Raw genomic sequence first — 19,350 nt, 5'->3', positions numbered from 1 at the left:
AATGAGTGATGAACGATAACAGCCAAACCCTGCCCTGCGTCATGATACCGATGAGCGAGAAGCAATTGCTGCTGCCTAACGTGTCGATTGCGGAAGTGGTGGACTTCGCCAGCTCCGACCCCGCTGCGCATTCACCGGAGTGGCTGGTGGGCGAGCTTGATTGGCGGGGCCTGAACCTGCCGGTGATCTCCTACGATGCCGCGAATGGCGGCAAACTGACCGTGCCCGGTGGCAATCGTGGCCGAATCGTCATACTGAACACCATCGGTGATCACCATAACTCGGTCCCCTTTATGGCGCTGGTCACCCAGGGCATCCCCAGCCAGACACGTCTGACCGAAGATCAGTTGAAGAAGGTTGACGGCGACACCGGCCCTGCCGACCTGATGGCGGTTGAAGTCGAAGGCGAAACCGCCTTTATTCCCGACCTCGGCTACCTTGAGTCATTGGCACTGGAGGCCTCCCGCTAGCGCTCACCGGTGATCAGCACACCATCACACCTGGCACTGTCTTTTGCTAATGTTATAATGTTGCAAATTCTACAGGACAGTGCCCATGTCACCCAGCGCTCTTCCCTATCGACCGCACAATCATGACGCCTGTGTTGCCCAGGCGCTGACAGAGGCCCGAGCTATCTGTCAGCAGCACAATGCCCGCCTGACACCCACCCGTGAACGGGTGCTGGAACTGATCTGGCAATCCCACAAGCCACTTGGCGCCTACGACGTGCTTGCCGTGCTGGCTGCGGATGGTCACAATGCGGCGCCCCCCACGGTGTACCGTGCACTGGATTTTCTGCAGCAGCACGGACTTGTTCACCGGATTGCGTCACTGAACGCATTCGTCGGCTGCACTCACACGGATAAGAACCACCATGGGTTGTTCCTGATCTGCCGTTGTTGCGGCAACGTGCTGGAACTGACGGCGCCCGGCGTATCCGATGCGGTCCAGAGTGCCGCGGCGGACGAGGCTTTCCAGCCAGACAACATGACCATCGAGGTATCCGGCATTTGTCCCGGCTGTAAATCGGACACTGCCCATGACTGATGCATTGGTAGAGCTGAACCGATTAACTGTCAACTTCGATGACCGCCCCGTGGTGGACCGTGTGGATCTGCGAGTCCAGCGCGGGGATATCATCACCATTATCGGCCCCAATGGTGCCGGAAAGACCACACTGATCAAGGCTATACTGGGTATCCAGCCGGTCTCGGGCGGTGCCCTGACTATCGCGCCCGGGCTCACCATCGGTTACGTGCCCCAGCACCTGACACTGGAAACGACACTGCCACTCAGCGTAAAGCGGTTCATGCTGCTCAGTGGCCGATCACACCAGGAGTGCGTTGAAGCCCTGACCAAGACCGGTGTGGAACATTTGCTCGACGCCTCGGTTCATCGATTGTCCGGTGGCGAAAAACAGCGATTGCTGCTCGCGAGGGCGCTGGCTCGCAGGCCAGATCTACTGGTTCTGGACGAACCGGCTCAAGGCGTGGACATCAATGGCCAGGCCTCGCTCTATGAGCTGATCCGTAGCCTGCGGGACGAACTGAACTGCGGTGTGATCATGATCTCCCATGATCTGCATTTGGTCATGGCCGCCACCGACAAGGTTATCTGCCTGAACCAGCACGTCTGCTGCAGCGGGTATCCGGCGGATATCTCCCACGATCCCGCCTTTATCGAAACCTTCGGTCGTCCGGTAGCGGAAAGTCTCGCGGTATACCATCACCACCACAACCACAGCCACGATCTGCATGGCGATGTGGTGTCCGCCGACCACGATGACCACGCGGAGTGCTCCCATGCCCATCATTGATGCCGTGCTCGGCGACTTTTTCTGGCGGGCGCTGATTGGCGGTCTCGGTGTAGCCCTGATCGCCGGTCCGCTGGGCTGCTTCGTGGTGTGGCGGCGGATGGCCTATTTCGGCGACACCCTGGCGCACTCGGCATTGCTGGGCATTGCCCTGAGTTTTCTGATCAGTGTTCCGCTGAATGTGGGGGTTATCGTGACCTGCGTGGTGCTGGCGATTGCCCTGGTGCTGTTCTCTCGCAGCAAGACTCTGGCCACCGATACCCTGCTGGGTATCCTCGCCCATAGTGCCCTGGCCATCGGCCTGGTCACACTCAGCTTCATGCCCAACATTCGAGTGGACCTGACCGGCCTGCTGTTCGGGGACCTGCTGGCCATGAGCCGAAACGACCTGTTGTGGATATACGGCGGTGCCGTCCTGATTCTGGCGTTGTTGACTGTGCTCTGGCGCGGTCTGCTGATGAGCACCATTCACGAGGAACTGGCGCGGGTTGAGGGCGTACCGGTTGAACGTCTGCGGCTGGTGCTGATGCTGATGTTTTCCATCGTGATCGCAGTGGCCATGAAGATTGTCGGGGTCCTGCTGATTACCGCATTACTGATCATTCCGGCAGCCACCGCCAGAAGATTGGCCGGCAACCCCGAACATATGGTGGGGCTGGCCATCCTGTTCGGTTTTATCGCCGTCAGTGGTGGACTTACGATGTCCTGGCACCTGGACACACCGGCCGGCCCCTCGGTGGTGGTGACGGGTTTTGCCGTATTCCTGCTGGTATACGGTTCGGCACGGCAGGTCCAGACCTGACAGCGATGGATTCCTGAGCAAAGTTTCCCAGGGCACGAGCAGTGGTCTAAAGTATAAGAGCAGGAAGTTCCCTACACGTTCGCCACCGGTTATGGATCAACCTATGGAAAGCCCCAGATTGACAGGGACAGGACACGCTATGGCGCTGCCACACCTGTGGGCGCCCCTGCTGGTATTGTTTGCCGGCCTTGTTGTTACCGGCCTGACCGCGCAGGCGCTTGAGGAACAATCACGGTCACTCGCTGAGCAGGTATACCGCAAGCAGCACAATGCGCTTGTCGCCCGCCTACGTGGGTATGACGAGCTTCCGCCGCTCTATACAGATGGAGTCGCACCAGCCAGAACCATTAATAACGTAGCACCCGCAGAGCTATGGCTTGCCACTGTGTTCAAGGATGCGGTACCCGGTATGCTCAATTTGCGCGTAGACACCCTGGAGCGGCATACCAAAACCCCCTTGTTCCAGGCCATTCGCGCAGAAAGCCCGGATCGTTCCCAGTCCCTGCGCTCTGAAGTCGCAATTGGAGAGCATCGCTGGCTGGTAACCACACTGCCGGATTCCGGATTCCTGTCTCAACCTGCCCACCGTTCCTTCCGTTTTATCTGGCTTGCGGGGCTGGCGATGACGGTGCTGGCGACGGTGGTCGTGATTTTCCTGTGCCTGCGCATCCGCCGGTGGCAAAGCCACTACCGAAACGCCGAAAAAGTATCCCACGGGTACGAACAGCAACTGAACAACATGCAGGTTGAAAAATCGATCCTGCGGCAGGCATTGAATGACAGCGAACAACGCAGCCGGGACCTGGTCGCCCTTTCCGGCGCAACGATCTGTGAGCTGGATGAAAAGGCACTGACCGGATACATTTCACCCCAGGTGGTGGAGCTTCTGAATAAGGCACCGGCGGACCTGGCCGGCACCCCATTCGAGCAATTGGTCGACCCCACCTACGTGGAAAACTTCCTCAGGACCCTACAGGCGTCCCGCCAGGAGCGACAAATACAGCGTATCGACCTCAAGCTGTTGGATGCCGACGATCGCCAAGTCTCTGTTACGCTGAGAGTACTGGCATTGCAGGATACGCTACACGGTTTCAGCGGTTACCGGCTAAGCCTCCAGCCCGGTATTCAGGCACCCTGATCCAGGGTTTTGTGGGTGCCGTCGCACAACGGCGGGTTGCCGGTGTGCTTGCAGCCGCAGAACCACACCCATTCTTTCTTTTCAGCCGTGTATTTAACCGGCGTAAATCCTGTTCCCTTGTGGGAGCCGTCACAGAATGGCTGGCTGTTACTGCGGCCACAGGCGCACCAGAAGTAGTTCTTGCCGCCCTCGACCAGCACTGAACACGGCGTGGTTCTGGGAATTTCCGGCTTCTCATCAGTCATTGGTCAGCCCCTGCTTTATTCTTTTGTATCCAAGGGCAGTATAGTCAAAGCGGAGCGTATTGCCTGCGCTCAGCGCTTCCCATCCAGAGGTCGAATGACGTCCTTCAGACGCCCGGATTCCACCAATTCCATGAACTCGTCGCCCAACCGGTCGCTTTCGGCAATCGCCTTGCGCCACGCGCGCTCGCGGCCAGCGTCGTCTCCGATGTAGCGCTCGAAGTCCTTCCGGTCTGGCAGTTTCCGGTCTGGCAGGGATTCCAGGTATTCCGGGGAGGGTGACACCAACAGTACATCCTGCAGCCGGGTGGCATCGCCGCGACGCCAGGGCAGGGTTTTGTCGAACCAGCCCGGAACCACCTTATCGGTGAAGTGGGGATAGAGGATCACCCCGGGCTGTTCGTACGGCAGGTCAAGATGGTAATCCAACAGGCCCCCGTCCCGATATAACCCATCAGGAGCGCCGGGAATGTTGCGGACACCGGACATCACCATGGGTATGGACGCAGACGCAAGCAGCGCTGACATCAGGTTATCGCGGCTCAATGGCACTTCATGGCTGGGAAAATCCACCAGCTTGGCCAGGGGTGCTTTCACTCGCGCATCATGGATGATGCCCCGCTCCATGAACCGGCCCAGATGTCGGCGGCTGACCAGGTTGGCACTGATGGCATTCATCAGACCCAGACTGAGGCGCCCCCTGGTATCGTGCTCCAGCATGCCGCGGCTGCGAACCACAACAACGTTCAGGCGGTACCAGGGATGATTGAGAATGTGGTCTTCATGGCCCCCCAGCAGTTCTTCCAGAAACAACACACTCTTGCGGCTGACTTCCGCCATGCTGACGCCTTTGGCGAAGCGCTGGGATGTGTAGAGGTCCGCCAGCCGGGCCAGCTGCGCCTTGGGGTCATCCGTCGAGGCCACCGCTGCAAATCGCCAACTGCCAATGGAAGAGCCAATCAGCGAGCGCTCCTGTGGCGCCCTGGGCAGAAAGTCCCCAAAGATGGCTTTATCCAGGCCGGAAATGCCCAACGCCTTCGGGCCACCCGCTGCGCCAGGGATGACGTGCACGTCGCCCGCCGCAAACGGTTGCTCCCGCAACCGCTCAAAAGCACGGCGGCCGGCGCGTATGGTCAATGCGGGAGAACGGGTGTGTACTGCGCTCATAACGGCTCCTTGTTCCGAGCCCGCCAGTTTAGCGAACTGGGCTCCCGGCAGCCAGAGCGCGATTCTCGCCCGTTGAAAGGTGTAAAACCAACTACCTTCCCGTGAAGGCCGTGCTAGACTTTGCAAAAGCCCGGATCAAGGAATGCGGGCCCACCACAAACAGCGGGAGTGTGCTGTGAATCCTCTTGCCACTACAGACAACCTGGCCACCAACCCCACCCTGGCCGTGATTGGTTTTAAGCGTCAGATCGTCTATCACCTGCATTTCTGGGCTTTTATTGCCGTCGCTCCGCTGGTGATGGTGCAATGGCAAAAAGGCAATGTTCTGCTGGCATCGCTTCTTATTCTGTTCTGCCTGAATGCAGTGGCCGTTATTGCATTCCTTCGATTCCGCGGTGTCTATTTTCTCCAGGGGCGCCTGTTCCCGACATTGGCAGTGGTCTGCGCGGTGTATTCCACCCTGATCAATGGCCACGCCGGGCTGTACTGGGCATACCCGGCTGCCGCCGCACTGTTTTTTTTGCTTCCGTTGAAGGAGGCCACCGCCAGCAATATCGTGTTTGTAGTCAGCATGTCCGTTGTGTCGTTTATTACGTTTCCAGAAGCGGATTTCTGGCGTATCACCTTTTCCCTCGGCCTGACCTGCCTATTCGTGATGATCTTTGCCTGGCTGGTGGGCCGCCTGCAGGTCGAGCTGACTCGCCTGGCCACCACCGATCCCCTGACCGGCTGCCTCAACCGCTCGCAATTGGCGGATATTCTCAACGGCCAAATCCAGATGCGTGAGCGATACGAGCGAGTGTCCAGTCTCATATTGCTGGATCTGGATTACTTCAAGATGATCAACGATCGTTGGGGCCACCTGGCCGGTGACAAGGTGCTGCAGGAGCTGACACTGCGGATTGGCAGGCGGCTGAGAGAGAGCGACCGTCTGTTCCGTATTGGCGGTGAGGAATTCATGCTGGTACTACCGGAAACCCGCCAGAAGGATGCTGACAAAGTCGCGCGGGAATTGCTGACCAGCATCAGTGCCCGCCCGTTCGTAGAAGGGATACAGATCACAGCCAGCGCGAGTGTGGCGGAAGTCGGCAAGGGTGAAACCTGGTCGGTCTGGCTGAATCGGGCGGATCAGGCACTCTACGAAGCCAAGGCGAGAGGCCGTAACCAAGTAGTCAGCGCCGCCAGGAGACCGCACGAGCAACCACCCGAAGATACTGAAGACAAAGCGTTGGCCAACGACCTGTAGCACCTCGGGCCTTACTCCGACTGCTTGCAGAAGTCCCGCCACGCCCGATACACCTCACCGGTAGATTCGAAATGAGGGTAGTGACCGACGTTGCGAAGGCTCACCACGTCCGCGTTCGGCACCAGCTCCCGGTAACGTCTGGCCATAGCGGAACCGGACACCGGGTCCGCCACACCCGAGATCAGCCTCATTGGCTGTTCTGCCTTCTGTAAGGCACCCACCCAGCGGTTACGATGGCAACGGCGCTCTTCCATGAAGTGAATCAGGTTATGCAGAATTCCGCGGCCATTGTTGTAGGTCAACAGGTACCAGAAGTCATCCATATCTTTCCGTGACGGCGGGGTCTCCGGGCCAAACAGACGCCGGAAGTTGCGTTCGAAGGTACGACGGGTGAGACCGCGACTGATCAGGCCACCGAGAGGGCTGCCCAGGAGCTTCTGAATTAACAGTGGGCTGTGGACTTCCGGAAACAGGGCGCCGTTGAGAAAGCCGACCCGGGCGATGGAGAAAGGCAGTAACCCTTCCTGATCCCTGGCCAACAGTTCCTGGGCCACGCTGCCGCCATAATCGTGGGCGAACAGACTGACTGTCTTCAATCCCAGACCGGCGATCCAGCCCTCGAACATGTCGGCCTGGTCTTCGATGCTGTAGTCGTAGAGTGCCGGCTTATCGGAAAAGCCAAAGCCCAGCATGTCGAGGGTGAACAAGCTGTGATGCTGCTGCAGCATTGGCCACAGCCGGCTCCAGTCCCAGCTGGCCGTCGGAAAGCCATGCAGCAAAACCACGGGATCGCCCTGGCCCGCCATTCTGCTGAAGATCGCGTGGCCGCCATAGGAAAACCACTTGCCCTCCTGTTGCCACCATTCCAGTGTCGCATTCCCTGCGCCGGGGGCGGCACCCCGAACTCCCGGTATTACCTGTTCCATTGCGGTTTCCTGAAACCAGCCTGAGACTGAAACTCTAAATCAAACCAACCGCCCCTGCCAGATCTGGTCCGACAATTTGCGAACCAGAGCGTTCCGGGGTGGTCTTTTCGCCCTGTGTGGTCGTAAATCTGGAGGGCGCGGGCAAATTCCCTTAAGCTTTCGCCCTGAACTGATTCATTTAACCGGAAGCGACTATGACCAACAAGCTCGACGACCTGGCCAGCCATTTTCAGCAGATCATTGCAGGCCTGGGCGAAAACCCTGATCGCGAGGGACTTCAGGACACCCCCATACGGGCAGCCAAGGCTATGCAGTTCCTGACGCAGGGTTACAAGCAAAGCCTGGATACATTGGTCAATAACGCGGTTTTCGAGTCCGCCATGGACGAAATGGTCGTGGTTCAGGACATTGAGCTGTACAGCATGTGCGAGCACCATATGCTGCCGTTTATCGGGAAGTGCCACATTGCCTACCTGCCACAGGGCAAGGTGCTTGGCCTGTCTAAGTTTGCTCGCATTGTTGATATGTACGCCCGTCGCCTACAGATCCAGGAAAATCTGACCCGCGAGATTGCGGAAGCCGTAGAATCTGTAACCGATGCCAACGGCGTTGCTGTGGTTATCGAAGCCCAACACATGTGCATGATGATGCGTGGTGTGGAGAAGCAAAACTCGAGGATGAAAACATCGGTGATGCTCGGCGCATTTCGCAAGTCACAAGCTACGCGGGCCGAATTCCTCCAACTTCTGAATCAACGGAACTGAGCACATGACAACTAAGCCAGTTGCTGTGGTCACCGGTGCCGGGCGCAGACTTGGTTACCATATAAGCGACGCCCTGATTCAGCGAGGCTTTCAGGTGGTTGCCCTCTATCGCACCCATACCGTCGATATTGAAGATCTTGTCCGACGTGGTGCGACCGCAATCGCAGTTGATCTCAGTGATCCGGTGTCGCTTCAGGCCGCAATCGACGAAGTTGCGCAACAAACTGCCACTATCAGTTTGTTGATAAACAACGCATCAGAGTTTGAACCGGACGCCCCGGACCTAAAGGCGCGGGTCATACAAGCAGCGCGCCTGTTTCAAATCAACTGCACGGCGGCAATACAGTTAATGGATGGGCTCTCGAAACATCTGGAGATGGCTGCCCAGGAACATCAGCGCCCGTCTCTGATCGTGAACATAACGGATATATTCACTGAACGGCCGAACCCACACTACGCAGCGTATTGCGCATCAAAGGCGGCGCTTGCCAATGCCACTCTCAGCTACGCGGCGCTACTGGCGCCGACCGTCAGGGTGAATGCCATCATGCCGGGCCCCATTGGTTTCCTGCCTCGTCATACCGAAAACCAGAGACAACAGGTGATGTCGGAAACCTTACTGGCCTGCGAGGGTGGATTTGACGCCGTGGTTATTCAATTGTTGGCCTTGCTGGACAACGATTTCATCACTGGCGCACAAATTCCGGTAGATGGTGGTCGGCGTCTTGCCCAAGGAATGGCCGCGCACGGTAATCGTAGACAGGAATGACGCATCAAACCTGTCGTTGAATAAGTTCCGATAGTAACGCTCGCCAATCTGCTCCCCGCTAAAAAATCCGTTGTCACTGTGCTCGAGAATATCGATATCAATGGTTCGGTCCTTGCGGCTACTGAGCGGATCAGAGCGATCACGCCCGAGAGTTTCCTCCAGATGGTTAAAGCTGCTTTTAAGATGCTGCGGGGATTGCGGGCTGAATACAATGACCAGTGCATTGAGAAACGACCGCTCGGTATCAATACCCTCGGGAAACGTGGAAATAACTGGCGAAAGCCACAGTGAGCCATAATCGGCCAGCAATCGGTCAATGGCGATTGCCAAATTCGTCTCGGGCCTGATGTTGCTGCCCAACCCACACAGATACCACATGATCAGGTTATCTCAGCAGTTTTCGGATGTATGCACCAACAAGTACGGTCACGAAGAGCACACCGATCATCGACTCTAGCGTTACCAGTATTGACATGATCCCGGTAGCAGGAGGGGTGGGGCTACTCCAGTTGCCATAAAAGCTGCTGATAAAACTCTGGAGGCTCAACATGACCGCCTCACCAGACCCAACGCCCAGTGCCACAAACATGGCTGAAAACATCAAGGATATCATCAACGCTGCCGCCAGAATGTTGCGAAGACGTATCCCCCAGCCAAACATACCACCAAGCAAGTAACGGCGTGAGCGACTTGCCTCTTTATAGTGCCGCATGTGGAAAAATGCATGATCCTCTTCACGCAAATGCCCTGTGGCAGACATCCAGTTTTTGAACTGCGTGTAGGCTTCTGCCAGGTGGCGGCGATCATCCTCGCCCGGATTACTGACATCGGCCCGCGCCAGCAAACCAAAAGGGGGCGGGGTCATGGCACGACGTCGTTGAGTGGGCCCGTAGATCAGCGAGATCGGATCAAACCACGCCTGGTCAGCATGAAAACGTGTCAGGTCCACACTTGGCGTACCCTCCTCTGGCGCTTCCAGCTCCACTATCCAAGCCTGGCCTACCGAGGAGCCGTTCAAACTGCATCGCCCACGCAAATGGCGCCCCGTTATCTTCAGGCGACGCCCAACCAATGTGTCCCGGATGGCAATACCGGCGTCCTCATTCATCACCTGAATCCGATCCATACACAAATCTGCAACCAACTCGCAATTTTGCACCAGAAGTGTGTTTGCCTCTATGCCGGTAAGCCGCAGGTGTTGCAGGTGAGTACGATGAATCTCGATATCACCAGACACCGTGTAACCAGCGATATGCAACCCGCCATTGAAGCTGTTTTTGCTGAGCTGTTCGGCCTGATAGCTTTGACGGCCGATAAAAACCTGCCCCAGAGAGGGCGACGTATTCACAGGCGCATCATCCTGAATCGCCATCAGCTGAACCGGAGCATCAAAGGTGCCGTTGAGTGCCAAGCATCCTGTCAACGTCATCTCGTTAAGCCAGAGCATGTCATCACTGCCACGAGTGCCAAACTCCATAAGCAACGAGCAGGCTTGTAGCCCACGGAAGGAAACCCCTCCCGCACCGCTGAAATCACAACCAAACATCAGTACGCTGCCGTTCAGGTGCCCGGACTTTAAACTGAAATGATTGTCGAATTTGCAGTTCAGGCACCACAGGCTGCCGGCAAACCTGGCACGAATCCAACGAAAGTCTCCCAATACCCGGCAGTTGATCAATACCAGCGATCCAGCCACGTTCATGTCGGATTGTTCAGAGCCATCCAGCACCCTGTTCGCGATGACAACGACGCCATGAAAATCGTCCAGGACGGACAGAAATTCGGCTTCCCCAACAGGCCACGGTTCGTCTGCTGGTGCTTCACGACCATCGCTGCGCACGGTGATGTCAGGAGGGGCGCATTGAGTCAGCACCTCGCGCACCACCAGGGTCTCTCCGTCCCGGCGATCCTTCCCCAGGCGCACCTCGAACCCTTGGCCAACGGCCACTGCTGGAAACCCTTTCTGCTGAAACGGTCGCCAGTGGCTGTAACACAGACGCTGATCGTGTGTCACAAGTACAAGGAAGCGACCGGCATTCAGATCCGAATGGAGTACCTGCGCAAACACCAATTCGTCAGTCAAAGCGCAAATTCCTGTCCCTGCCTCACGAAACCGGCAAACTCGCTTTCCACTTCGAGCCGGTGCTGTTCAAAGTTGTCCTCGTAACTCATCAGATGCATGCGTTGGCGCACCTCAAAGGGATAGGTTTCCCTGAGTTCACGTACCGAGGCATGAACAGGATTCCAGTCCGACAGCGTTGCATCGTGAAGAATGACCTCGGGAGTGAATTTTTCGACCAGATCAGGAATCGGTCGTGTATCGCCACTGAACATCAGGTGGTTGTTGATAAACAGGCCGTACGATGGCTTTTGCGGAGTATGCTGATTCTGGAACAGCTGAAACTGGATGCCCTCAAACTCAAAGCTCATGTCTTCCAGCAAAACCACATCAAAGAAATCGTCCAACTCAGCAGGCCCCTCACCAACCTGCCCCATGACACCCTTCAATGTATGCTCCCACAGCTCCTCATACACTCCAGGCGGCAGATATAGAGTAGGACGAAAACCATGCTGAAAACGGCACTCGTATCCTAATCGCTCCAGACCAAAACAATGGTCGGCATGGGCATGAGTAATAAAAACCGCGTGTACATCGGCCAGACCCAACCCCAGATCTTGAAGCGCAAACTTAATCGTATAGCCCGCGTCAATCAATAATCTCCGACCACCCGCTTCCACCATTGCATTATTGTTCCAATGCTTGAGCGCTTCGGAGTGGCCAACTCCCAGCATTGTCAGCGTTGCCATAATTCGTTCCTTTAAGTAGTTACCGGAAGGGGTAGGGTGACAAAAATCTTGAACAGGGATAGTAATATATGCAAGCTTTTAGATATAAACTCCGAGCTTTGAGTATTATGTTTCCGCAAAACCGCTACCAACGTTGAACGCATTATGCCAGTCAGTACACCAACAACAATTTACTCTATCCTGCGCGATGTTGGCACCATAGCGCTTGTTGGGGCCAGCGATAAACCCAACCGCCCCAGCAATGAGGTGATGGCCTATCTGCAGAGCCGAGGCTACCGGGTGATTCCGGTGAACCCAAGGCTTGCTGGCAGGTCGGTGCTGGGGGAAACCGCGTACGCCAACCTGGCAGACATTCCAGTAGCGGTGGACATGGCGGATCTGTTTCTCGCAACGAGCCATACCGACTCCGTCATCGACTCCTCGATTGAGCTGGGCATTCCCGTTATCTGGATGCAAATCGGCGTTATCAACGAAGCGGGTGCTCAGAGAGCTGAACAGGCCGGTGTAACGGTCGTGATGGACCGGTGCCCCAAGCAGGAAATCCCCCGCCTTGGCGTGCCCACGGTGTCGCGGCCGCCAGGCTAAGCTGTCGCCCACAGACAGGATTCCCGCCATCCTGTTCTGACCGCAACACTTCTGCCATAATCTAGCCAGACAATCAGAAGACTGGCAGAGCCATGTGGTTCCGACGTAAAACCAGCACACCACCTTCACGAAAACCGATTGCCCGTTCGCAGGCAGGTTTGCTTGACCCTGACGCCCAAACCAGAGTTGAGCGCGTCCGTCTGCCCGTCGATCTGCTGACTTACGGCATGCGCATCGTCAAGCTGGACCGACCCTGGATCGAAGTGCCCGTACTGTTCCAGGGTTTCACTCTTGAGAACGACCACCAGGCTCGCATACTCCGTCAGTACTGCGAATGGGCGCTGGTTGAAGGCGACGAGCAAGTGTTGGCTGAGGCCCTGGCAAGGGTCACCAGTCACAAACAGCGCACGGCTACCCCACTTCCGGAAACCCGCTCCCTCGCGGAAGAGATCCCCCGCGCCAACCAGGTATGGGGCAAGACCCAGGCATTCGTGGAACAGATCACCCTTGCCATTGAACGGGGCAATGATCTGAACCTGCAAGACGCCCGCCCGGTTATCCGGGAATGCGTGGAAAGTATCAAAGCCAACGCCAGTGCAATGTTCTGGATGAGCCGCATCAAGTCCCGCGACGCCTATACCGCGGAACACTGTTTGCGGGTGGCCATCTTTACCGTTGCCTTCGCACGCTTTCTGGGACTGCCCGACGAGGACCTGGAAATTGCCGGTATGTGCGGACTGCTTCACGACCTGGGCAAGCTTAAGGTTCCTGACGAAATTCTTAATAAACCTGGCGCTCTGAGCCCGGCTGAATATGCGATCATGCAACAGCACACGACGTTCGGCTATGAGCTGCTGAGCTCTGACCCGAAGCTGGATCCGATTATCGGGGACGTGACCCGTCACCACCATGAGCGTCTGGATGGCCGCGGCTATCCGCAACAACTGGAGGAATGGCAGATCAGCCGCTTTGCCAGGCTGGTCTCCATCGTTGACGCGTTCGATGCCATGACCAGTGACCGCTGCTACCGCGACGGAATTCCGGCATCTGACGCCATCCGCATTCTATACCGCAATCGCGGCCGGCAGTTCGATGCTGACATGGTAGAAGCCTTTATTCGCATGGTGGGCATTTATCCACCTGGAACACTGGTGGAGCTCAACAGCGGGGAAGTGGCCCTTATCGTGACCGTGCACCCGGGTAAAAAACTCAAACCCAGGATTGAGATACTGATGGATGCCAACAAAAAGCCGGTCCCTCCCCGAATCGTTGACCTGGCAAACCCGACAACCGAAGAGCAGCAAGCGATTCACCATCCGTTGCCGGATGGCGCTTTCGGAATTTCACTGAAGGGAAGGATTCAGCAATTGGTAACAGATCATAGCGTTTATCCCTCATAATTAGATGAATACGGCCGATATGTTAGTCACTCACCTCATCAACCGGAGCATTTTGTGGACAAACCTGCATCGGCGCTAACCCTGTTCGTGAGGGGACTGCTGAACCCGGCGTTTCCGGCACTGATTTTCCTGGTGTTCCTGGGAATCGCCCTGGTTCTGCAGTACGGCATCGAAAAACAGGACCACACCCAAATCCAGTCCAATCTTGGCAGCGAGGCCAGTTCCATGGCAAAGCGGCTGGAGCGGGAATTCCGTGTTCACGCAAACTCCATCAGCCGCATGGCGAAACGATTTGAAGCCTTACCGGACACGCCAAAAGAAATCTGGGAGCAAGACGCCCGCCGATACCTGTCAGATTTTGGCGTCTACCAGGCGATCGAGTGGATTGACCGCGATTATGTCATCCGCTGGATGGTACCGATCGAAGGTAACGAAGACGCAATTGGTTTCAATGTGGCCTTCTCCCCGGAGCGGCGTGCTTCGCTTCAGAAAGCACAGATGACCGGTGATCTGGATATATCTGGCGTCATTGATCTGAAGCAGGGCGGCAAGGGCATGGTCATCTATGCGCCCATATCCACCGGTGACGCCAACAACGGCTTTATTGCCGGAGTGTTCCGGATGGAAACCCTGGCTAATTACATGCTTTCCAACCGCGCCCTGACCTCCTTCCACATCGAAATCCGGGAAAAAGGCGACCCCGCCTACGTGCTTAACGATTCAATGGAAACAGACTCCAGGTTCTCCCGCACCCTGGATGTTGACCTGCCAACACTCGATTGGACACTGGCGGTAACCCCCTCCATCTCGTGGGTTGAGGAACAACGCAGCCGCTGGCCATTTGTGACCTTCATCGTCATGCTGTTCATGGGCCTGCTGACCAGCCTTACCACACTCCTGGTACAGCTGACTCTCAAGCGCAACCATGCACTGCTGAGAACCCGCCGGGAGCTGGATGCGGAAATCAGCCAACGTCAGGCGGTGCAAAAAGATCTCGCTCGCCTGGAAACCACCGACGCCCTGACCGGCCTCGCCAATCGCCGTTTTTTCATGGAAGACCTGGCGCACACCCTAAGCATCGCTGACCGTCAGATGCGCCAGGCAGCGCTGGTGATGATCGACCTGGACCGGTTCCAAACGCTCAACGATTCTCTCGGCCATCAATTCGGCGACGAACTGCTCATCAAAGTCGCTGAACGCCTGAATGCCCTGAGCGACGAGAAAGTGATGGTGGCCTATTCCGGCGGCGATGAGTTCATGGTGTGCCAGCAGCATGTTGAAAACATTGATGATGTAATCAATCTGCTGGGCCAGATCAAGCAATGCTTCGAAGAGCCGTTTGCCGTGCAGGGTGAGGAACACAGCATTACCGCAACCATGGGCGTGGCTGTCTATCCCCAGAGTGGCCTGGATGCCGATACCTTACTGCGCAATGCCGATGTGGCTCTCTACCGGGCCAAGGAACAGGGCCGCAACACCTATCAGTTTTACACCGAGGGCATGCAGGACCGGGAGGTCATGCGCCTGGAACTGGACAAGGATCTTAACCACGCGCTGGCCAACGACGAGTTCGTGCTCTATTTCCAACCGCAACTGGATCTCAACGACTCGTCCATCAACAGCGTGGAGGCTTTGATACGCTGGCAGCATCCTCGCCGAGGCCTGTTGCCACCAGTGGACTTCATTCCCCTGGCGGAGGAAAGCGGCCGCATTACCGACATTGGTCGCTGGGTGGTCATGGCCGCCTGTCGGCAACTGGCGAAATGGCAGAAAGGCCCCTACTCCCATCTGCGCATCGCGGTGAATCTCTCTGGGCGCGAACTGGATGACGAAAGCATTGTCGACCATATCCAGGAAGCGCTGGAAAGCAATGGCGTTCCCGCGAGCCGGCTGGAGGTGGAGCTGACCGAAGAGATCTTCATCCAGAATATCGAGCACAACCTGAACCAGCTGACCAAGCTACACAAGCTGGGCGTGCACCTGGCCATTGATGACTTCGGCGTGGGTTACTCTTCGCTGGGTTACCTGCGGGATTTCCCAGTGGACCTGCTGAAGATCGACCGCTCCTTCATTACCGACGTTACCGAGCGCCACGACGACGCAGTGATTACCCGCGCGGTGATTAACCTGGCCCATAACCTAGGCATCCAGGTGGTGGCGGAGGGCGTGGAAACCCATGAGCAGCTGACTTTCCTCAAGAATCACCGCTGCGATCTGATTCAGGGTTACCTGATCAGCCGCCCGATTCCGGCAGGCGAACTGGAGCGAGCGCTGAGCGCTGGTTTGCTGGAAATCGACACGCCGGTTGGTAGCTGATTGAAATGAGTGCCGCAATTCACCACTATTGCCGTATTCATTTTCAAGGTGTGGCCTCATGAGTTCAAAGTATCTGACGGCGGAACAGGATGTCCGTCTGCGACGGTGGGAAGCCTGGAACAAGCGTTACTTTATTTTCGCGTTCTTCTCGCTGGTCATTGTTCTGGTCTTCAGTAGCCAGCTCGGGCTGTCCAGTGGCGACAGCTGGGGGCCGCTGGGACTTCTGATTGCCGCTTTAGTTACCCCCATTATCATTCTGCAACTGCGTCTTGCATGTCCCGCCTGTGGGCAGAAGATTGGCTGGCAGGCCAAGCTGATGGCCCCGGACCAGTGCAAAGCCTGTGGCACTTTCCTGCGCGCTAAAAACTCTTCCTGAAAAACCTTTGACCTGTGAGTAGCTCATAGGTTTTAGTCTATTCCTAATGCAATGCCTGGTGGTACCCGACATTGGGTGCCTGTTCGTGATTGAAAGGTATCTGTTTCCAAAACACGCTCCTGCGGCACATCCATGTGACGCTTGGGCTCCGCACAGTTTTGGAAACAGATACCTTCCACTCACTTGTTCGACGTTCGGGATGGCCGGCAACGTTATGAAAGTCAAAGAGATCGCTATTGGCGCCGGGGTTAACCCGGACACCGTTCGGTTTTATACCCGTGAGGGGTTGCTGAAGCCCACGCGGAACCCGGACAACAACTACCAGCAATACGATTCCGAAGACCTGCGGCGGTTACGATTTGCCCGCAAAGCCCGGCAGCTCGGGTTCTCACTGCCGGAAATACGACAGATTCTGGAGCAGGCAGATGATCATCATTCGCCCTGCCCCATGGTGCGGGACGTGTTCCAGCAGCGGCTGGTGGAAGTGGAGCGTGAGATTGCCGAGTTACAGCAACTGCGTAGTCGTATGACCGCCGCGCTGTCCGCCTGGCAGGATATGCCGGACGGCACACCGGACGGACACACGATTTGCAGGCTGATTGAACATTGGGATGAATCCCTGCCGGACGACGGTTGGAAGGAGTAAGGCTCGATGAATGAGAAAACCGATTTGAACGACGGCCAGATTCAACTGGCCGTTACCGGCGCCAACTGTGCCTCCTGCGTGAATACGATTGAGAGCGCCCTGAAGTCGGTGGACGGCATCACCGGCGCTCACATGAACCTGGCTGACCGAACTGCCACAGCAACCGGGCATGCGGACCCTCAGGCTCTGATCAGGGCGGTGGAAAGCTCCGGCTATGGAGCCAGCCAAATCGAAGACCCTGACGCGGCGGACGACCGCAAGCAGGAGGAGGATCGTAAGCAGTACAAGACCCTGCTGGTGAAGATGGCTGTCAGTCTGGGACTCGGTCTCGGCCTGATGATCTGGGGCATGGGTTTCGGCACCATGATGGTGACCAGCGAGAACCAACTGATCTGGCTGACCCTTGGCGTGGTCACCCTGGGCGTCATGACCGTCACCGGTGGTCACTTTTTCTCCGGCGCGTGGAAAGCGTTCCGGCACCACAATGCCAACATGGATACGCTGATCGCCTTGGGGACCGGCACTGCCTGGGTCTATTCCATGACGGTAGCCAGCATCCCGGATGCACTGCCGGAAATGGCACGGCACGTGTATTTTGAGGCGTCAGCGATGATTATCGGCCTGATCAATCTGGGGCAGGCACTGGAGCTTCGCGCCAAGGGCAAGACCTCGGAAGCCGTGCGTCGGCTGTTGGACCTGCGAGCAAAAACCGCCCGCGTAATCCGTGATGGCGAGGAGCAAGATCTGCCGGTGGAACAGGTTCGGGCGGGTGATCATATCCGCGTTCGTCCGGGTGAAAAACTCCCGGTGGACGGGGAGATTACCGAAGGCAGCACCCGCGTTGATGAAAGCATGCTCACCGGCGAGCCCATGCCTGTCAGCAAGGGCGAGGGCGACGAAGTGTCCGCCGGCACCATCAACACCCATGGCTCCATTATCTACAAGGCCACCCGCGTGGGCAGCGAAACTGCCCTCGCACAAATCATCCGTCTGGTGAAAAAGGCCCAGGGCTCCAAGCCCGCTATCGGCCGCCTGGCAGACAGGATTTCCTCGATTTTCGTACCCAGCGTGATGCTGATTGCCGTGGTATCGGCACTGGTCTGGTACAACGTCGGGCCGGAACCGGCCGTGGTTCACATGATGGTGGCCGCGACAACAGTTCTGATCATCGCCTGCCCCTGTGCCCTTGGGCTTGCCACGCCTATGTCAGTGATGGTGGGCGTCGGCAAGGCGGCCGAATACGGCGCACTGATTCGCCAGGGGGACGCCCTGCAGACGGCCGGCAAGCTGGATCTGGTGATCCTGGACAAGACTGGCACCATTACCGAGGGTCACCCGGCCGTCACCCGTTTCCATGCCACCGACGGCGATACCGGCAGGTTGCTGGCCCTGGCCGCCGGTCTGGAACAACACTCGGAGCACCCGTTGGCCGAAGCCATTATGGCGAAGGCGAAGGACCAAGGGGCAACGCCGGACAATGTCACCCGCTTCGAAGCCCTCAACGGCAAAGGCGTGCAGGGCGAGCTGGATGGACAAACCGCGCGCCTGGGCAACCGCCGCTGGCTGGAGAGCGAGAACATTGATCTGGCCGAACTGCAGGAGGAGGCCAATGCCATCACCGCCGAGGCCGGAACCCCACTGTTCCTGGCCCTGGGCAATCAGGCGCTGGGAGTGGTCGGCGTCGCCGATGCGGTGAAACAGGATTCGGAAGCCGCCATACGGCGACTGCACGACGCCGGCATCCGGGTGATGATGGTGACTGGCGACGTCGACGGCACCGCCAGGGCCATTGCCGAGAAAACCGGGATCGACGATTACCGCGCTGAAGTTCTGCCGGAAGACAAGGCCACCATCGTCAGCGAGATGCGGGGCAAAGGTTATACCGTGGCAATGGTAGGCGACGGCATCAACGATGCGCCTGCCCTTGCAGCGGCGGACGTTGGCTTTGCCATTGGCACCGGCACCGATGTCGCCATTGAAAGCGCCGGTATTACGCTGATGCGGGGCTCTCTCCACGGCGTTGCCGACGCCATTGAGATATCCCGGGCCACGGTACGCAACATCCATCAGAACCTGTTCGGCGCCTTTGCCTACAACTCGTTGGGCATACCCGTCGCGGCCGGACTGCTTTACCCAGTGTGGGGGATTCTGATGAGCCCGATACTGGCCGGCGCCGCGATGTCGCTGTCGTCGGTCACGGTCGTTACCAACGCCAACCGGCTGCGACTGTTCAAAACCACCAGTAACGCAGGCAAGGAGGGGAACCAATGAACGCACTTCTGGTCAATGCCGGAGGACTGATCCTGATGGCCGCCATCGTCTGGTGGTTCTGGTTGTCACCCTCTGGCGGCG

General features: G+C 57.4%; 19 protein-coding genes and 1 pseudogene. 14 read left to right on the top strand and 6 right to left on the bottom strand.

The features are described 5' to 3' along the window. Positions 1 to 8: 8 nt before the first annotated feature. The 5 genes from SIC19_RS11275 (at position 9) to SIC19_RS11255 (ending at position 3,753) form a co-directional block, all read left to right on the top strand. Complete coding sequence (locus tag SIC19_RS11275) at positions 9 to 470, top strand: chemotaxis protein CheW (protein WP_036211395.1); 462 nt, start codon at positions 9 to 11, stop codon at positions 468 to 470. A gap of 85 nt (positions 471 to 555) precedes the next feature. Continuing rightward, complete coding sequence (locus SIC19_RS11270) at positions 556 to 1,047, top strand: Fur family transcriptional regulator (RefSeq protein ID WP_127401945.1); 492 nt, start codon at positions 556 to 558, stop codon at positions 1,045 to 1,047. Continuing rightward, positions 1,040 to 1,816, top strand: coding sequence for a zinc ABC transporter ATP-binding protein ZnuC (gene znuC, locus SIC19_RS11265; protein WP_036211401.1), 777 nt, complete (start codon positions 1,040 to 1,042; stop codon positions 1,814 to 1,816). The genes SIC19_RS11270 and znuC overlap by 8 nt, the downstream gene beginning before the upstream one ends. Further along, positions 1,803 to 2,615: a zinc ABC transporter permease subunit ZnuB gene (gene znuB, locus SIC19_RS11260; RefSeq protein ID WP_127401946.1), complete on the top strand. Its 813-nt coding sequence runs from the start codon at positions 1,803 to 1,805 to the stop codon at positions 2,613 to 2,615. The genes znuC and znuB overlap by 14 nt, the downstream gene beginning before the upstream one ends. Positions 2,616 to 2,754: 139 nt before the next feature. Next, complete coding sequence (locus SIC19_RS11255; protein WP_052479405.1) at positions 2,755 to 3,753, top strand: PAS domain-containing protein; 999 nt, start codon at positions 2,755 to 2,757, stop codon at positions 3,751 to 3,753. On the opposite strand, the gene SIC19_RS11250 is transcribed toward SIC19_RS11255, so the two are convergent. Next, positions 3,741 to 3,998: a CDGSH iron-sulfur domain-containing protein gene (locus tag SIC19_RS11250; RefSeq protein WP_036211407.1), complete on the bottom strand. Its 258-nt coding sequence runs from the start codon at positions 3,996 to 3,998 to the stop codon at positions 3,741 to 3,743. The two genes, SIC19_RS11255 and SIC19_RS11250, sit on opposite strands and share 13 nt — an antisense overlap. Positions 3,999 to 4,067: 69 nt before the next feature. Next, on the bottom strand, positions 4,068 to 5,162 hold the full coding sequence (locus SIC19_RS11245) for a patatin-like phospholipase family protein (RefSeq protein ID WP_041332993.1): 1,095 nt from the start codon (positions 5,160 to 5,162) through the stop codon (positions 4,068 to 4,070). 175 nt (positions 5,163 to 5,337) lie between these two features. Here SIC19_RS11245 and SIC19_RS11240 point away from each other — a divergent pair, with 175 nt between their 5' ends. After that, positions 5,338 to 6,408, top strand: a complete 1,071-nt coding sequence (locus tag SIC19_RS11240) for a sensor domain-containing diguanylate cyclase (protein ID WP_174447629.1) — start codon at positions 5,338 to 5,340, stop codon at positions 6,406 to 6,408. A gap of 11 nt (positions 6,409 to 6,419) precedes the next feature. Here the strand turns inward: SIC19_RS11240 and SIC19_RS11235 are convergent, their stop codons facing one another. Then, positions 6,420 to 7,334, bottom strand: coding sequence for an alpha/beta fold hydrolase (locus SIC19_RS11235; protein WP_036211414.1), 915 nt, complete (start codon positions 7,332 to 7,334; stop codon positions 6,420 to 6,422). Between the two features lie 194 nt (positions 7,335 to 7,528). On the opposite strand from SIC19_RS11235, the gene folE reads away from it, so the two are divergent. Together folE and SIC19_RS11225 are read left to right on the top strand one after the other, a co-directional pair. After that, positions 7,529 to 8,098, top strand: a complete 570-nt coding sequence (gene folE / locus SIC19_RS11230) for a GTP cyclohydrolase I FolE (RefSeq protein ID WP_041332990.1) — start codon at positions 7,529 to 7,531, stop codon at positions 8,096 to 8,098. 4 nt (positions 8,099 to 8,102) lie between these two features. After that, the gene (locus tag SIC19_RS11225; protein ID WP_052479404.1) at positions 8,103 to 8,867 is read left to right on the top strand and encodes an SDR family NAD(P)-dependent oxidoreductase; all 765 of its coding nucleotides are present in this window, start codon (positions 8,103 to 8,105) and stop codon (positions 8,865 to 8,867) included. Positions 8,868 to 9,008: 141 nt separating this feature from the next. Here SIC19_RS11225 and SIC19_RS11220 read toward each other — a convergent pair. The 3 genes and pseudogenes from SIC19_RS11220 to SIC19_RS11210 form a co-directional block, all read right to left on the bottom strand. Continuing rightward, positions 9,009 to 9,245: pseudogene (locus tag SIC19_RS11220) on the bottom strand (2-amino-4-hydroxy-6-hydroxymethyldihydropteridine diphosphokinase); the annotation flags it as partial. Between the two features lie 7 nt (positions 9,246 to 9,252). Continuing rightward, positions 9,253 to 10,950, bottom strand: coding sequence for a hypothetical protein (locus SIC19_RS11215; protein ID WP_041332989.1), 1,698 nt, complete (start codon positions 10,948 to 10,950; stop codon positions 9,253 to 9,255). Beyond that, on the bottom strand, positions 10,947 to 11,675 hold the full coding sequence (locus SIC19_RS11210) for an MBL fold metallo-hydrolase (RefSeq protein ID WP_041332986.1): 729 nt from the start codon (positions 11,673 to 11,675) through the stop codon (positions 10,947 to 10,949). Before SIC19_RS11210 ends, SIC19_RS11215 begins: the two co-directional genes overlap by 4 nt. Positions 11,676 to 11,819: 144 nt before the next feature. Here SIC19_RS11210 and SIC19_RS11205 point away from each other — a divergent pair, with 144 nt between their 5' ends. From SIC19_RS11205 to SIC19_RS11180, 6 genes are all read left to right on the top strand, one after another. Further along, entirely contained in the window at positions 11,820 to 12,260 is a 441-nt protein-coding gene (locus SIC19_RS11205) for a CoA-binding protein (protein WP_041332984.1), read from the top strand. A 92-nt stretch (positions 12,261 to 12,352) separates the two neighbouring features. Beyond that, positions 12,353 to 13,660 (top strand): HD-GYP domain-containing protein, encoded by a 1,308-nt coding sequence (locus tag SIC19_RS11200; protein WP_052479403.1) that lies wholly within the window; start codon positions 12,353 to 12,355, stop codon positions 13,658 to 13,660. 54 nt (positions 13,661 to 13,714) lie between these two features. Further along, positions 13,715 to 15,976, top strand: a complete 2,262-nt coding sequence (locus SIC19_RS11195; protein ID WP_041332983.1) for an EAL domain-containing protein — start codon at positions 13,715 to 13,717, stop codon at positions 15,974 to 15,976. A gap of 58 nt (positions 15,977 to 16,034) precedes the next feature. Further along, positions 16,035 to 16,352 carry a hypothetical protein gene (locus SIC19_RS11190; RefSeq protein WP_036211429.1) on the top strand — a complete coding sequence of 106 codons (318 nt, stop codon included), beginning with the start codon at positions 16,035 to 16,037 and terminating at the stop codon, positions 16,350 to 16,352. 214 nt (positions 16,353 to 16,566) lie between these two features. After that, positions 16,567 to 16,998 (top strand): MerR family transcriptional regulator, encoded by a 432-nt coding sequence (locus SIC19_RS11185; protein WP_036212011.1) that lies wholly within the window; start codon positions 16,567 to 16,569, stop codon positions 16,996 to 16,998. Positions 16,999 to 17,004: 6 nt separating this feature from the next. Next, the gene (locus SIC19_RS11180) at positions 17,005 to 19,269 is read left to right on the top strand and encodes a heavy metal translocating P-type ATPase (RefSeq protein ID WP_075194689.1); all 2,265 of its coding nucleotides are present in this window, start codon (positions 17,005 to 17,007) and stop codon (positions 19,267 to 19,269) included. Positions 19,270 to 19,350 lie beyond the last annotated feature (81 nt).

The sequence above is a fragment of the Marinobacter sp. MIT930201 genome (assembly GCF_047122665.1).
Lineage (GTDB): Bacteria > Pseudomonadota > Gammaproteobacteria > Pseudomonadales > Oleiphilaceae > Marinobacter > Marinobacter salarius.
Note: the sequence above shows the minus strand (reverse complement) of the source record. Positions and strands in the feature narration are given on the sequence as shown.

What these genes read in the sequence shown, in the direction of transcription:
- SIC19_RS11270 (WP_127401945.1), top strand. Translation starts at nt 556, where the DNA reads ATGTCACCCAGCGCTCTTCCCTATCGACCGCACAATCATGACGCCTGT.
- SIC19_RS11275 (WP_036211395.1), top strand. Translation starts at nt 9, where the DNA reads ATGAACGATAACAGCCAAACCCTGCCCTGCGTCATGATACCGATGAGC.
- SIC19_RS11205 (WP_041332984.1), top strand. Translation starts at nt 11,820, where the DNA reads ATGCCAGTCAGTACACCAACAACAATTTACTCTATCCTGCGCGATGTT.
- SIC19_RS11225 (WP_052479404.1), top strand. Translation starts at nt 8,103, where the DNA reads ATGACAACTAAGCCAGTTGCTGTGGTCACCGGTGCCGGGCGCAGACTT.
- SIC19_RS11185 (WP_036212011.1), top strand. Translation starts at nt 16,567, where the DNA reads ATGAAAGTCAAAGAGATCGCTATTGGCGCCGGGGTTAACCCGGACACC.
- znuB (WP_127401946.1), top strand. Translation starts at nt 1,803, where the DNA reads ATGCCCATCATTGATGCCGTGCTCGGCGACTTTTTCTGGCGGGCGCTG.
- SIC19_RS11180 (WP_075194689.1), top strand. Translation starts at nt 17,005, where the DNA reads ATGAATGAGAAAACCGATTTGAACGACGGCCAGATTCAACTGGCCGTT.
- SIC19_RS11235 (WP_036211414.1), bottom strand. Translation starts at nt 7,334, where the DNA reads ATGGAACAGGTAATACCGGGAGTTCGGGGTGCCGCCCCCGGCGCAGGG.
- SIC19_RS11255 (WP_052479405.1), top strand. Translation starts at nt 2,755, where the DNA reads ATGGCGCTGCCACACCTGTGGGCGCCCCTGCTGGTATTGTTTGCCGGC.
- znuC (WP_036211401.1), top strand. Translation starts at nt 1,040, where the DNA reads ATGACTGATGCATTGGTAGAGCTGAACCGATTAACTGTCAACTTCGAT.
- SIC19_RS11200 (WP_052479403.1), top strand. Translation starts at nt 12,353, where the DNA reads ATGTGGTTCCGACGTAAAACCAGCACACCACCTTCACGAAAACCGATT.
- folE (WP_041332990.1), top strand. Translation starts at nt 7,529, where the DNA reads ATGACCAACAAGCTCGACGACCTGGCCAGCCATTTTCAGCAGATCATT.
- SIC19_RS11210 (WP_041332986.1), bottom strand. Translation starts at nt 11,675, where the DNA reads ATGGCAACGCTGACAATGCTGGGAGTTGGCCACTCCGAAGCGCTCAAG.
- SIC19_RS11190 (WP_036211429.1), top strand. Translation starts at nt 16,035, where the DNA reads ATGAGTTCAAAGTATCTGACGGCGGAACAGGATGTCCGTCTGCGACGG.
- SIC19_RS11250 (WP_036211407.1), bottom strand. Translation starts at nt 3,998, where the DNA reads ATGACTGATGAGAAGCCGGAAATTCCCAGAACCACGCCGTGTTCAGTG.
- SIC19_RS11245 (WP_041332993.1), bottom strand. Translation starts at nt 5,162, where the DNA reads ATGAGCGCAGTACACACCCGTTCTCCCGCATTGACCATACGCGCCGGC.